This window comes from Burkholderia sp. AU33803, from assembly GCF_002223095.1.
In the GTDB taxonomy this organism is placed as follows: Bacteria; Pseudomonadota; Gammaproteobacteria; order Burkholderiales; family Burkholderiaceae; genus Burkholderia.
Genome location: NZ_NKFJ01000006.1, coordinates 2,433,567 through 2,447,404 on the forward strand (window position 1 = coordinate 2,433,567; position 13,838 = coordinate 2,447,404).

Below are 13,838 nucleotides of genomic sequence, written 5' to 3' on the forward strand. Positions count from 1 at the left end.
CGTCTGTCGTCCTCAGTCTTCGAATCGCATCCCGTGCCGCGCCTTCACCGCGGCGATCGACTTCAGCACCTCGGTGATGCACTCGTCGCGATAGCGTTCGAGCTCCTTGATGCTGCGCGTGCCCTGCTGTTCGGTCGTGCCTTCGACGACGCTGTCGATCAGCGCGTCGGTCAGCGTAGGCGCGACCAGCTTCGTCCACGGCAATTCGAGCGCGGGGCCGAACTGCTGCATGAAGTGTCGCATGCCCGCATCGCCGCCCGCGAGCGTGTAGGTCAGGAACGTGCCCATGAACGACCAGCGGATGCCCGCGCCGAAGCGGATCGCGTCGTCGATCTCGCCGGTCGTCGCGACGCCTTCGTTGACGAGGTGCAGCGCCTCGCGCCACAACGCTTCGAGCAGGCGGTCGGCGATGAAGCCCGGCACTTCCTTGCGCACGTGCAGCGGCCGCATGCCGAGCTTGCGATAGACCTCCATCGCGCCTTCGACCGCTTCCGGCGACGTGCGCGCGCCGCCGAGCACCTCGACGAGCGGCAGCAGGTAGACGGGGTTGAACGGATGGCCGACCACGCAGCGCTCCGGATGCGTCGCCCGTGCGTAGAAATCCGTCGGCAGCAGCCCAGACGTCGACGACGCGATGATCGCGTCGGGCTTCGCCGCGCGGCTGATCTGCTCGTGCAGTTCGAGCTTCAGCGCCTCGCGCTCGGGCGCGCTTTCCTGGATGAAATCCGCGTCGGCGACGCAGGCCTCGATCGTCGAGACGAAACGCAGCCGCGCAGGGTCGGCGCCCGGCGCAAGGCCGACGCGTTCGAGCGCGGGCCACGCATTCGCGACGTTCGCGCGCAGCCGCTCTTCCGCGCCCGGCGCCGGGTCCCACACGACCACGTCGAGACCATGCGCGAGCGCGCGGGAAATCCATCCGCTGCCGATCACGCCGGTGCCGATGGCGGCGAACGTCTTGATGTCGGTCTTCACAGCCATGTCAACGCATCCTTCAAATCAGGGGAAATCGGTGGGCGGCGGCACCTGTGCGCGCCGCCGCGTCATGTCAATCAGTCTCGTAAAAGCTCATGCGAACTCGGCGATCGCACGGCGTTCGAGCGGACGCTCGCCGCGTGCGGGCAGGCCGAGCTTGCGGCGGCCTTCGGCCGGCGTCAGCACGCGGGCACCGAGCCGTTCGATGATCTCTCTCGCGCGCTCGACGAGCGTGCCGTTGGTCGCATGCACGCCGCGATCGAGCCAGATGTTGTCTTCAAGGCCGACCCGCACGTGGCCACCGAGCAACATCGCCTGCGCGACCATCGGCATCTGCATGCGGCCAATGCCAAAGCCGGCCCAGTGCGCGCCCGGCGGCAAGTTGTCGACCATCGCCTTCATCGTGCCCGTGTCGGCCGGCGCGCCCCACGGAATGCCGAGGCACAGCTGGAACAGCGGCGGATCGTCGAGCAGCCCTTCCTTCAGCAACTGCTTCGCGAACCACAGATGGCCCGTGTCGAAGATCTCCAGCTCCGGCTTCACGCCGAGTTCCTGGATGCGCTTCGCGCCGGCGCGCAACTGCGCGGGCGTCGATACGTAGATGTAGTCGCCATCGCCGAAATTCAGCGTGCCGCAGTCGAGCGTGCAGATCTCGGGCAACAAGTCCTCGACGTGCGCGAGCCGCGTGAGGCCGCCGACCAGGTCGGTGCCCTTGCCGAAACGCATCGGGTCCTCGCCCGGGCCGATCTCGAGATCGCCGCCCATGCCGGCGGTCAGGTTGATGATCACGTCGACGTCGGCCGAGCGGATGCGGTCGACCACTTCGCGGTACAGGTTCGGGTCGCGGCTGCCGCGCCCCGTCTGCGGATCGCGCACGTGGCAGTGCGCCACCGTCGCGCCGGCCTTCGCGGCCTCGATCGCGGCGGCCGCGATCTCCTTCGGCGTGACCGGAATCGCCGGATGCTTGCCGACCGTATCGCCCGCGCCGGTGACGGCGCAGGTGATGATGACTTCGTGGTTCATGCTGGTTGCCTCGCTTGAATCGGGTTGTGTCGCAATGCGGATGTTTCGTCAGGGCGCGCCGCGTACGGCGCGCGGGCCATCGATCACAGGCCGAGATACGCCTTCACGGCCGGCAGGCCATCCTTGCCGTCGAACGTCTTGACGCCCGCGAGCCACGGATCGAGCACCTGCGGGTTCTTCTTCAGGTACGCCTTCGCGGCGTCGGCCGGCTTCGTCTTGTTCATCACCGACTGCATCAGCTGGTTCTCGAGCTGCGTCGAGAAGCGCAGGTTCGTGACGAGCTTGCCGGCGTTCGGGCAGCGGGAAATGAAGTCGGGGGCCGTGAGCGTGTACACGCGCGCTTCGCCGTAGTTCGGGCCGAACGACGCATCGCCGCCGGACAGATAATTCATGCTGATCTGGATGTTCATCGGATGCGGTTCCCAGCCGAGGAAGACGACCCACTTCTTCTCGCGGATCGCGCGCTCGACCGTCACCAGCATCCCCGCCTCGCTCGATTCGACGAGCTTGAAGCCGCCGAGCCCGTACTGGTTCGTGTCGATCATCTTCTGGATCGTCGCGTTCGCGCTGCTGCCCGGCTCGATCCCGTAGATCTTGCCGTCGAGTTCCGCGCGGTGCTTCGCGATGTCCTCGAAGGTCTTCAGGCCGGCCTGGTATTCGTAGCTCGGCACCGCGAGCGTCGCCTTCGCGCCCGACAGGTTCGGCGGCTCGACGACGTTGATCGACTTGCTGTCGAGGAACGGCTGGAGCTGCTTCTGCTGCACGGGCCACCAGTAGCCGAGCGATATGTCGAGCTGCTTGCTCTTCAGGCCGGCGAACGAGATCGGCACCGACGCGATCGTCGTGGTCGGCTTGTAGCCGAGCGCCTCGAACACGGTCGACGCGAGCGCCGTGGTCGACGTGATGTCGGTCCAGCCGATATCCGCGAAACGCACGGTGCGGCACGTCGCGGCATCCGTTTCGGCCTGCGCCGCGTGCGTGAACGCGCCGGTCGCCAGCACGGCCGCGACAAGCGCGGCGATCTTCGTCGACTTCATGGTTCGTTACCTCCCGGTTTGACTCGCGGCAGCCGGTGCGCGGGGTGTGCCCGGCCTGCATCGTGGGAGTAAAAGTAACGAGCCATATTGGTCGCGAGAAGACCGGCGGCGACCTGTTCTTGACTATTTGCGACTATGAGTGGAAACCACTAGGTTTCTTGAGAGGCTTGGTGGGCGGGGTTTTTACGCGTATTCCCGATGGATTCGGCTTGTCCGCATGCGGCGCGATGTTTTCGATTCCGGCCCGGACGAAACGGCATGCCGGCGCGGCGTCGGTTCAGCGCCGCTCGCGCCGCCCCGACGAACGGGTGTCACGGGCGCGTGAAGCTGGCCCGGCCTCCAGCAGCCGAAAGAGCGTTTCGTATTGCGGAATTCACGCCAACTTCCCGCGCCGACGCCTTTTCGTCGCTTGAAAACTTGTTTTGCATTGCAAAAACTGAAACGTAACCCATTGAAAATCAACAGAAAATAATGTCTTATGTCTTATATAAGACATCGCCAAAAGCACGATGGGCGGCGTTACTATTTATCCCATGCAGCCCGCTTCGACAGACGTAGCGGGCACGCTCAACCAGTTACTCAAACGCGCTTTGCTCCCAGGAGATTGACATGGCCCAGTATCAAGACGACATCAAGGCAGTTGCCGGATTGAAGGAAAACCACGGCAGCGCGTGGAATGCGATCAGCCCCGAGTACGCCGCCCGCATGCGTGCCCAGAACAAGTTCAAGACGGGCCTGGACATCGCCAAGTACACCGCGAAGATCATGCGCGCCGACATGGCCGCCTACGACGCCGACCCGTCCAAGTACACGCAGTCGCTGGGTTGCTGGCACGGCTTCATCGGCCAGCAGAAAATGATCTCCATCAAGAAGCACTTCAACAGCACCGAACGCCGCTACCTGTACCTGTCCGGCTGGATGGTCGCTGCGCTGCGCTCCGAGTTCGGCCCGCTGCCGGACCAGTCGATGCACGAAAAGACCTCGGTCAGCGCGCTGATCCGCGAGCTGTACACGTTCCTGCGCCAGGCGGACGCCCGTGAGCTCGGCGGCCTGTTCCGCGAACTCGACGCCGCCAAGGACGCAACGGCGAAGGCCGCGATCCAGGAGAAGATCGACAACCACGTCACGCACGTCGTGCCGATCATCGCCGACATCGACGCCGGCTTCGGCAACGCGGAAGCCACGTACCTGCTGGCCAAGCAGTTCATCGAAGCAGGCGCATGCTGCATCCAGATCGAAAACCAGGTGTCCGACGAGAAGCAGTGCGGCCACCAGGACGGCAAGGTCACGGTGCCGCATGAAGACTTCCTCGCGAAGATCCGCGCGATCCGCTACGCGTTCCTGGAACTGGGCGTGGACGACGGCATCATCGTCGCCCGTACCGACTCGCTCGGCGCCGGCCTGACCAAGCAGATCGCCGTGACCAACACGCCGGGCGACCTGGGCGACCAGTACAACTCTTTCCTCGATTGCGAAGAGCTGTCGGCCGACCAGCTGGGCAACGGTGACGTGGTCATCAAGCGCGACGGCAAGCTGCTGCGTCCGAAGCGCCTGCCGAGCAACCTGTTCCAGTTCCGCGCCGGCACGGGCGAAGCGCGCTGCGTGCTCGACTGCATCACATCGCTGCAAAACGGCGCCGACCTGCTGTGGATCGAAACGGAAAAACCGCATATCGCGCAGATCGGCGGCATGGTCAGCGAGATCCGCAAGGTCATCCCGAACGCGAAGCTGGTGTACAACAACAGCCCGTCGTTCAACTGGACGCTGAACTTCCGTCAGCAGGCATACGACGCGCTGAAGGCCGAGGGCAAGGACGTGTCGGCCTACGATCGTGCGCAGCTGATGAGCGTGGAATACGACGACACGGAGCTGGCCAAGCTGGCCGACGAGAAGATCCGTACGTTCCAGGCCGACGCATCGCGTGAAGCCGGCATCTTCCACCACCTGATCACGCTGCCGACGTACCACACCGCCGCGCTGTCGACCGACAACCTGGCCAAGGAATACTTCGGCGATCAGGGCATGCTGGGCTACGTGGCCGGCGTGCAGCGCAAGGAAATCCGCCAGGGTATCGCCTGCGTGAAGCACCAGAACATGTCCGGCTCGGACATCGGTGACGATCACAAGGAATACTTCAGCGGCGAAGCAGCGCTGAAGGCGGCCGGCAAGGACAACACGATGAACCAGTTCTGATACCGGTCATCGCCACGCGAAACGCCAACCCGGTATGAACGGGTTGGCGTTTTTTTATTCGCCGATCACCTGCACGAACGTGTCCGCCAGCACCGTCGGCTCGACCGGCAACACCAGCGCGCACACCGACCTGGCGTCTTCATCGGAAATCGGCACGAAGACGACCCCGTCGATCCCGAGACTCGCCATCCGTTCCGGCACGATCGCCACGCCCTGCCCGGCCGCGACGAGATTCAGCATCGACGTCTTCGGCGACACGACCCGGGCGGTCGCCGGCACGAATCCGCGCTTCAGGCACAGATCGATCACGACGCGCGCGAGCCCGCCCCGCTCCCGATACACGGCCGATACGAACGGCTCGTGCCGCAGCCGCGCGATCGCCATGCGCTTGCGGCCCGCCAGCGGATGACCGACCGGCACCGCCACGCACAAGCGCTCGGCCGCGAGTTCGACGAAGCGCACGCGCGGATCGCGGCGCAGCACCGGCAAACGGACGATCCCGATATCGGCGTTGCCGTTCGCGATCTCCAGCACCTGATCCTCGGACGACGCGCCGTCGAGATCGATCCGTGCGCCCGGACACGCGCGCATGAAGCGCTCGAGCACCGGCATCAGGCTGCCGACGGGAACGGTGCTCGAATGCAGGAGCCGCAAGATGCCCGCTTCGCCGCGCGACAACTGCGCGCCCTCGTCGGCCGCGGCGGTCAGGGTCGCCGGAATCGACGCCACACGATCGCGATAGCGCGCGCCGGCCGGCGTGAGCCGCACACCGCGTGGCTCCCGGTCGAACAGCGGAAACCCCAGCTCGTCTTCCAGTTGACCGATCTGCCGGCTGAGCGCCGACTGCGCGATGTGGAGCGCGCTCGCGGCCGGCGTGAAGCCGCCGAGATCGGCCACGGTCAGGAAATACTGGATTTGCCTCAGGGATGGCATGCCGAAACGAGATGGATAAGCGCCCGATTTGATATTTGCGTTATACCGCCGCGCTTTCCAGAATGGAAGCCTGCCGTGCCGGAGCCGCCGTCACGGCCACTTCGCCGGAGCCTGCCTCGTCGTGACTACTCTCCTGTCCTATCTGCTGGTCGTTGCCGCCGGCGTCAGCGTGGCGTTGCAACAGGTGCTCAACGCCAATCTCCGTGCGCAGCTCGGCTCGCCGTGGTGGGCCGGTTCGGTCAGCTACCTCGTCGGGCTGGCCGCGATGCTCGCGGTCGCGCTGCTGACGCCGCATCCGCGCCTGAGCGGCACCGGCACCCTCACCGGCGCCGCGTCGTGGTTCAGCTGGACCGGCGGGTTCTTCGGCGCGGTGTTCGTCGGCATCGCGATCCTGATGGTGCCGCGACTGGGCACCGCGACGACGCTCGCGCTGATCGTCGTCGGGCAGATGACCGGCGCGCTCGTGTTCGACCACTTCGGCGTGCTCGGCATCCAGCCGCACGCGGCCAGCCCGATCCGCCTGGCCGGCGCGGCGTGCCTCATTCTCGGTGTGGTGCTGGTTCGGGCGTGAGGACGTCGCGCGCACGCCGCGGCGCTCACGCGTAGTTCACCATCACTGACTTGCTTTCCGTGTACTGGTCGACCACCGCGCGCCGGGCCGCGCGCGACGCAAAAACGCGCTGAGCCCGCGCAAAACCCGCGATAATCTCCCGCTGACCGTTCGGCGTGCGCGAACCGGCCGCAGAGCCTGCCCGGCCGCTCGCCGCCCCGCACGATGCGCGACGACCACCGGATTCCATCTCCTGCCACGATGCCCGAGGATTTCCATTTCCTGCTGCTGCCCGGCTTCTCCGCACTCGGCTTCATGTCCGCGGTCGAGCCGCTGCGCGTCGCGAACCGTTTTCGCACCGAGCTCTATCGCTGGCACGTGATCAGCGCCGACGGCGCGCCCGTCGCCGCGAGCAACGGCATTCCGGTCGCCGCCGAGGCCGCGTGCGCGGAGGTCGACAAGGTCGAGACGGTGTTCGTCGTCGCCGGTTTCGATCCGCTCGTGTGCTACACCCGCGCGATCGGCGACTGGCTGCGCCGCCAGCACCGTCATGGTGCTACGCTCGGCGGCATCGACACGGGCAGTTTCGTGCTCGCGGAAGCCGGGCTGTTCGACGCGTCGCAGCCGCTCACGCTGCACTGGGAAGCACTGGCCGCGTTCCGCGAACGCTACCCTGGCCTGAACGCGACGCAGGAACTGTTCGAGATCGACGACCGGCGCATCACGTGCGCGGGCGGCACCGCGTCGATCGACATGATGCTCGACCTGATCGGGCGGCGGCACGGTGCCGATCTCGCGGCGGCGATCTCCGAGCAGTTCGTCGTCAGCCGGATCCGGCAGCGCTCCGACAGCCAGCGGCTCGAGATCGCCGCACGCTACGGCGTGCACAACCGCAAGCTGATCCAGGTGATCGGCACGATGCAGCGGCACATGGAAAACCCGCTCGGCTCCGATGCGCTGGCGCAGGAGGTGTCGATCACGCGCCGCCAGCTCGAACGGCTGTTCAGCGCGACGCTGAACGACACGCCAACCCATTTCTACCTGAACCTGCGCCTCGATCGCGCACGTGAACTGCTGCAGCAGACGGACATGAGCATCACGTCGGTTTGCGTCGCGTGCGGGTTCGAATCGCCGTCGCATTTCTCGCGCACGTATCGCACGCGATTCGGGCTGAGCCCGCGCAACGACCGGCGCGCGACGCGCTGATCGTCGCCGGTTTCACGCACAATCCGGCGCGGAATTGCGCGTTCCAGCAGCGATTCCCGCCGCTTGCTGAACAATGCCGGCGATTGATCGACGAACCGAATCGGTCGTCGAAAATAAATTGGAATGTCGTTGAAAATATTCTGTAACATACCAAAAAAAGTTAGATAGGCAGCCTAACGACATGCATGCCGCATCGCGACGTGCGACGCGCCATGCGGGCTGCCACCGATATCGATCCGATCCGAGGGGTATGACATGACGATGCTCGCTTCGCCGTCGCCGCACCTGCCTGCCGTTCGCTTCTTCTCCCGCTTCTCCCCCGCTTCGCCTGCCTGTTTCTTTTCGACCTGACATTTAGGGTTCCTTAGTCAGTCGACGCTCCCAACACCGCTTCGCCGCTCCGGCGCCATCGCGCCGGCGCGCGGGCCGTGTCGTGCCTGCGCGCCACGAACGCGCGGGCGTATCCCACCGTTGAGATGAGGATCACGTATGCAGACATCACGCAAAGCACTGCCGCTCGCCCTGGGTCTCGCGCTCGGTTTCGGCATCGTCGGCGGCACCGCGGCCGATACGAAAGTGTCGAACCCGCAAGCAACGAGCCTGCGCGAAAGCCTGACGCGCGGCGTCGCGCCGCCGGCCGCCAAGGCCGATACGGCCGCCGGGCAGTTCCGCGCGGACGGCGTCGCGGTCACGCTGTACAACCCCGCGTATCGCGCGAAGAAAACCGCCACGACGCCCGCCGCCACCGCGCGCGACTTCGTCGCGTCGCAAGCCGCGCAGCTCGGGCTCGACGCGACCGCGCTCGCGAGCCTCGTCGTCACGTCGGAGCGCACCGACGCCGACTTCACCGTCGTGCGCCTGCAGCAGCAGGCGGCCGGTTTGCCCGTGTACGGCAGCGACATCGCGGTGACGGTCGCGAAGGACGGCCGCATCCTGTACGTCGCGAGCAACACGATCAACGGCGTGGTCGCGACGTCGCGCAAGGCGCAGGCCGTCGACCAGCAGCAGGCGCTCGACCGCGCCCGCGCGTATCTCGGCGTGAGCGGCTTCTCGAACCTCGATGCGCAGCTCGTCGCGTTCGTCGACAAGACCGGCACGCATACCGCGTGGAAAGTGCGCGGCCGCCCGAACGACGGCCCGAAAGGCGACTGGGAGCTGCTGATCGACTCGGGCAGCGGCGACGTGCTGCGCGCCGAGGACAAGGCGTTCTACGCGACCGACGGCACGGGCTTCGTGTTCCGGCCCGACCCGCTGTCGCCGACCAGGAGCAGCTACGGCAGCACGGGATTCAAGGACAACAACGACGCCGATTCGTCGCAGCTCACCGCCGCACGCGTGCGCGTCGCGCTGAAGGATCTCGCGCAGTCGGGCGGGCGCTATTCGCTGTCGGGCCCGTATGCGGTATGCGTGGATTTCGATGCGCCGCTCGACAAGGCGTGCCCCGTGCAGACGACGCCCGCGTTCGAGTTCACGCGCGGCAACCTGTACTTCGAGGCCGTGAACGCGTACTACCACATCGACACGTTCCTGCGTTACGTGAACCAGACGCTCGGCATCAAGGCGTTGCCGTACCAGTACACGGGCGGCGTGCAGTACGACCCGCACGGCGAATCGGGCGACGACAATTCGTCGTACTCGTCGAGCAGCGGCCGGCTGACCTTCGGGCAAGGCGGCGTCGACGATGCCGAGGACGCGGACGTCGTGATCCACGAGCTCGGCCATGGCATCCACGACTGGGTGACGAACGGCGGCCTGTCGCAACAGGAAGGCCTGTCGGAAGGCACCGGCGACTATCTCGCCGCCGCGTACAGCCGCGACTTCAACCAGTGGAGCCCGTCGGATGCGCAATACCACTGGGTCTACAACTGGGACGGCCACAACGAGTTCTGGGGCGGCCGCGTGACCAACTGGAACGTCGGGCGCACCTACGCGCAGGCACGCGGCGCGGAGATCCATACGGCCGGCCAGTACTGGGCGTCGTGCAACCTCGTTGCGCGCGACGCGATCGGTGCGCAGGCGATGGACAAGGCGTTCCTGAAAGGGTTGTCGATGACCAACAGCTCGACCAACCAGAAGGCTGCCGCGCAGGCCGTGCTGACGGCAGCGTCCGCGCTCGGCTACAGCAGCGCGCAGCTCACCGCGATCGGCAATGCGTACAACCAGAGTTGCACGTACGGCGTGACCGTACCGAAGAAGTCGTAATTCCGCAGCAGGCGTGGGCGTGTCGCACGACCTGCGGCGCGCCCCCTTCCTCGACATCGCCATCCTCACGAGATCGAACATGCCTACTCTGAAACTGACCCGCCTGAGCGCCGCGCTGGGCGGCATGCTGCTGACCGCCGCCGCGCATGCGACGCCGGTGTGGATCACACTCGGCGACGCGGCGTTCCGCCAGTTGCAACGCATCGACGCCGGCGCCACCGCGCGGTACAGCACGACCCTCGACGCGGGCAAGACGGCCGACGGCGCCGCGCGCCGCGAAGTCGTTCACGTCGTCGAAATCGACGATTCACGGCTCGGCGAGCTGGCCCATGCCGTCCACCACACGCGCGGCCACGGGCCCGGCTATATCGTGCACGACTCGTTCGACGACGCGCGCCAGGCACTGCAGCCGTTGCCGCCGACGCTCGCGAAACAGGCCGCCGCCGTGTACAAGGTATCGAACGCGCCGCAGATCGGCACGTGGATCCAGCAGCTGCAGGCCAGCAACATCGTCGGCACGATCACGTCGCTGTCCGGCTTCACGAACCGCTACTACACGACGTCGCACGGCGTCGCCGCATCGGACTGGCTCGCGCTGCAGTGGAAGCAGCTGGCGGGCTCGCGCGCCGACATCACCGTCGAACAGTTCGCGCACACCGGCTTTCCGCAGAAATCCGTAATCCTGACGATTCGCGGCAGCGATCCGGCCGCGGGTACCGTCGTGCTGGGCGGCCACCTCGATTCGACGGTCGGCCGCACGACGGAGAACACGCGCTCGCCTGGCGCGGACGACGACGCATCGGGCATCGCCAGCCTCACCGAGGCACTGCGCGTGCTGCTGGCGAACCACTACAAGCCGAAGCGCACGATCAAGTTCGTCGGGTATGCAGCCGAGGAAGCCGGGCTGCTCGGCTCGAAAGCGATCGCGAAGCAGTTCCGCGCGCAGAATGCGAACGTGGTCGGCGTGCTGCAGCTCGACATGACGAACTACAAGGGCGACCCGAAAGATATCTATCTGATCACCGACTACACGAACGCGTCGCAGAACACCTACCTGACGAACCTGGCGAAGACCTACCTGCCGGAACTCGCGATCGGCACGTCGCAGTGCGGGTATGCATGCTCGGATCATGCGTCGTGGAATGCGCAAGGGTACCCGGCGTCGTTCCCGTTCGAAGCCGACCAGAACGACAGCCCGTATATCCATACCGTGAACGACACGCTGGAAAATTCGGATCGGCAGGCGAATCATGCGCTGAAGTTCGGCAAGCTGGCGCTGGCCTACGCGGTCGATCTCGGTGGCGATGGCGGGACGTCCGTGAAGCCCTGACGGCGTGCGGCCGGGACGGTGGCGCATGCGCGCGCTTCCTTCCCGGCGACTTCGTTCGAACCCGCGCGGCCAGGATCCGGTAACGACGCACGCTCATCGCGGCTGCAATGACCGCTGCCGGCATTCGCCGATACATTTGTTAAAGAATGCCGCCTCGTGATCGGACAACCTGCGGCATCGCGATATCGCTCAGGTCTCGCTGCCGGCTTCGCGCCCGCGTCCGGATAGAATCGTCGTTCGACCACTCCGCTACCCACGTCCCGTCATGACCGATACCCCCCGCTCCCTCGACGATCTTTCGCCCGCTCGCGTGACGACCGCGTTCGACCTGCCCGGCCACACGACCGTTCGCTCGCTCGGCGTCGCGCAAGGCATCATCGTGCGCTCGCGCTCGATCGTCGGCTCGTTCGGTGCGTCGCTGCAGACGATCTTCGGCGGCAACATCACGCTCTATACGTCGCTCTGCGAGAAGGCGCGCGAGCATGCGTTCGACAAGATGCTCGCCGATGCGCGCAAGCTCGGCGCGAATGCGATCGTCGCGATGCGCTACGACTCGACCGAGATCGGTTCGGGTGTGACCGAAGTGATTTGCTACGGCACGGCCGTCATCGTCGAACCCGCGTGAGGCCCGGCGCTGGCGCCGGCGCGCAGCACGAAAACCGCGCCACCGTCACGGCCCGACGGGCCTTGCCCGATATGCCGAAATCGGCCCGGTGCATCAGCAACGCTGCCCGCCCGCGCCGAAGCCACGGGCAGGCGAACCCCGCGCGAAAACCACGCGAAGTTTTCGATTGACGCGCCGCGCGGTTCCCTCTTACCATCGCACTCGTTTTCATTCATGGAGGCTTCTGTGCCTACCGATGCGAGTTGTAGTTGGTCCTGCACCAACCTGACTGCCGCCTGAGGAAGCTTCGCAGAGCCTTGTCTTCTGCCGCATCCCGGGATAGCAGGATGCGGCGTCTTTCAGGATCGGCCTGCCGTCGATCCGAAATTCCCGTACTCGACAATTCAGTCGCCGCTCGACACGCGAGCGGCATCCGTACGTGACCCGCGTCGCGTGCGTGTGTCCGGCCGCATGCCCGCGCGTGCATGGCCCAGGTTCACGCACGCGTTGCGTCAATAGACAGGAGTTCGAAATGGACGACGACCCTAGCCGATTAAGCTGCGCCGGCACGCGTTCGCACGCCCTGCCGGCGAACCCCCGACTCCCAGCCACTTATCAGCCGATCGCGCCCGACGCGGCGCGGCGGGAAGCGCTCGTCCGTCGTTGACGTCATGACGCTCCCGCCGTGTGCAGTCCGGCGCCTGGAGCACGCATGAAACGACTCGATCTCTCCGCTCAGCCGAACCGGCCGCACCGGTTCGCACACGACGGCCGCCCGGACGCTCTCCCGCGTCGCCACCCCACCGGTCATTTACGTCGATCCACGGCGGCTTCGTCACGCACGCCGCGATGACGCCGACCGGGTCGCGCCGCCACGCCCCGCCTTCTCATGCGCCTGTCACGCGGCAATGCCCGCGTTCGGCGCCACGCCATGTCCGATGTACCGGGAGAACACCATGCACAACCGTATGAAACTCTATGCCAGCCGGCTGATCCGCGACAGCTACGTCTACTTCAAGATGCCGTGCGCACTGCTCATGCATTTCGACCGCCTCGCGGCCGCCTATGACCAGCTGGATCGCAAGCAAAAGCACGCGTTCTCGTTTCCCGACCAGACCGACGGCTTCCTGCCGTTCGGGCTCGAATACTCGCATACGCCCGAGCGCCCCGATCTGTGCGACCGGTTCTGCTACTGGGTTGCGCGGCGCGACGCGCATCACGGCTTTGCGCTGGCCAAATCCGCGTTCTACCGCGAGATGGCCGCCTACGAAGCCTGTATCCACACGATCGCGCAGGACCTGCTCGATGCGGTATGCGACAACCTCGGCGGTACGCCGCAGCCGCCGGTCAGGCACAGCTCCTACCTGCAGTTCTGCGCATACGAGCAGCATCACGGCAGCCACGACCGCGCGTACCTGCAGGATCCGCACGAGGACGGCCACCTGCTGTCGTTCATCCGGCCGACCGCACCCGGCCTGATCCTGCTCCCCGACTCGTCGCCGCTTTCCGCGCTGCCGCGGCCCGACGAAATGATCGTGCTGGCCGGCTCACTGCTCGAGGCGCTCACCGACGGCGAAGTGCCGGCGATGCAGCACGCCGTCGAACGCCCGCGCACTCGCACCCGCACACCGCGCAAGTCGCTGATGTACTTCGTCAACCCGGACCTGTCGGCCGGGCACGCCAGCACGATCGTCAACCAGCGGCCGCTGGACTTGCGCGCACTCGCCGAAGGCCGGCACGTCGCGTTCGGCAACCGCGCGCTGTACCGCCCGTGCGCGGCCTGACCCG

At 66.2% G+C, this 13,838-nt stretch carries 11 protein-coding genes; 7 read left to right on the top strand and 4 right to left on the bottom strand.

Features of this window, described 5'->3' with window-relative positions; all coding sequences use genetic code 11:
* Positions 1 to 12: 12 nt before the first annotated feature.
* The 3 genes from CFB41_RS28270 to CFB41_RS28280 form a co-directional block, all read right to left on the bottom strand.
* Entirely contained in the window at positions 13 to 978 is a 966-nt protein-coding gene (locus CFB41_RS28270; protein WP_039366226.1) for an L-carnitine dehydrogenase, read from the bottom strand.
* A gap of 87 nt (positions 979 to 1,065) precedes the next feature.
* The gene (locus CFB41_RS28275) at positions 1,066 to 1,995 is read right to left on the bottom strand and encodes a 3-keto-5-aminohexanoate cleavage protein (RefSeq protein ID WP_039366557.1); all 930 of its coding nucleotides are present in this window, start codon (positions 1,993 to 1,995) and stop codon (positions 1,066 to 1,068) included.
* A gap of 83 nt (positions 1,996 to 2,078) precedes the next feature.
* A complete protein-coding gene (locus CFB41_RS28280) occupies positions 2,079 to 3,032 on the bottom strand; it encodes a choline ABC transporter substrate-binding protein (RefSeq protein ID WP_089441815.1) in 954 nt (317 codons plus the stop codon).
* Positions 3,033 to 3,641: 609 nt separating this feature from the next.
* On the opposite strand from CFB41_RS28280, the gene CFB41_RS28285 reads away from it, so the two are divergent.
* Positions 3,642 to 5,225: an isocitrate lyase gene (locus tag CFB41_RS28285; protein ID WP_089441814.1), complete on the top strand. Its 1,584-nt coding sequence runs from the start codon at positions 3,642 to 3,644 to the stop codon at positions 5,223 to 5,225.
* A gap of 54 nt (positions 5,226 to 5,279) precedes the next feature.
* Here CFB41_RS28285 and CFB41_RS28290 read toward each other — a convergent pair whose 3' ends face one another.
* Positions 5,280 to 6,158 (bottom strand): LysR family transcriptional regulator, encoded by an 879-nt coding sequence (locus CFB41_RS28290; protein ID WP_089458734.1) that lies wholly within the window; start codon positions 6,156 to 6,158, stop codon positions 5,280 to 5,282.
* Between the two features lie 121 nt (positions 6,159 to 6,279).
* Here CFB41_RS28290 and CFB41_RS28295 point away from each other — a divergent pair, with 121 nt between their 5' ends.
* The 6 genes from CFB41_RS28295 to CFB41_RS28320 all read left to right on the top strand — a co-directional run bounded on the left by CFB41_RS28295 (position 6,280) and on the right by CFB41_RS28320 (position 13,834).
* Positions 6,280 to 6,729 carry a DMT family transporter gene (locus CFB41_RS28295; RefSeq protein ID WP_089458735.1) on the top strand — a complete coding sequence of 150 codons (450 nt, stop codon included), beginning with the start codon at positions 6,280 to 6,282 and terminating at the stop codon, positions 6,727 to 6,729.
* A 240-nt stretch (positions 6,730 to 6,969) separates the two neighbouring features.
* Positions 6,970 to 7,914, top strand: a complete 945-nt coding sequence (locus CFB41_RS28300) for a GlxA family transcriptional regulator (protein ID WP_089441811.1) — start codon at positions 6,970 to 6,972, stop codon at positions 7,912 to 7,914.
* 489 nt (positions 7,915 to 8,403) lie between these two features.
* Positions 8,404 to 10,116 (top strand): M36 family metallopeptidase, encoded by a 1,713-nt coding sequence (locus CFB41_RS28305; RefSeq protein ID WP_089458736.1) that lies wholly within the window; start codon positions 8,404 to 8,406, stop codon positions 10,114 to 10,116.
* Positions 10,117 to 10,195: 79 nt separating this feature from the next.
* A complete protein-coding gene (locus CFB41_RS28310) occupies positions 10,196 to 11,446 on the top strand; it encodes a M20/M25/M40 family metallo-hydrolase (RefSeq protein ID WP_089459020.1) in 1,251 nt (416 codons plus the stop codon).
* 265 nt (positions 11,447 to 11,711) lie between these two features.
* Complete coding sequence (locus CFB41_RS28315; RefSeq protein ID WP_089458737.1) at positions 11,712 to 12,071, top strand: YbjQ family protein; 360 nt, start codon at positions 11,712 to 11,714, stop codon at positions 12,069 to 12,071.
* A 947-nt stretch (positions 12,072 to 13,018) separates the two neighbouring features.
* Positions 13,019 to 13,834, top strand: coding sequence for a 2OG-Fe(II) oxygenase family protein (locus CFB41_RS28320; RefSeq protein ID WP_179250186.1), 816 nt, complete (start codon positions 13,019 to 13,021; stop codon positions 13,832 to 13,834).
* Positions 13,835 to 13,838 lie beyond the last annotated feature (4 nt).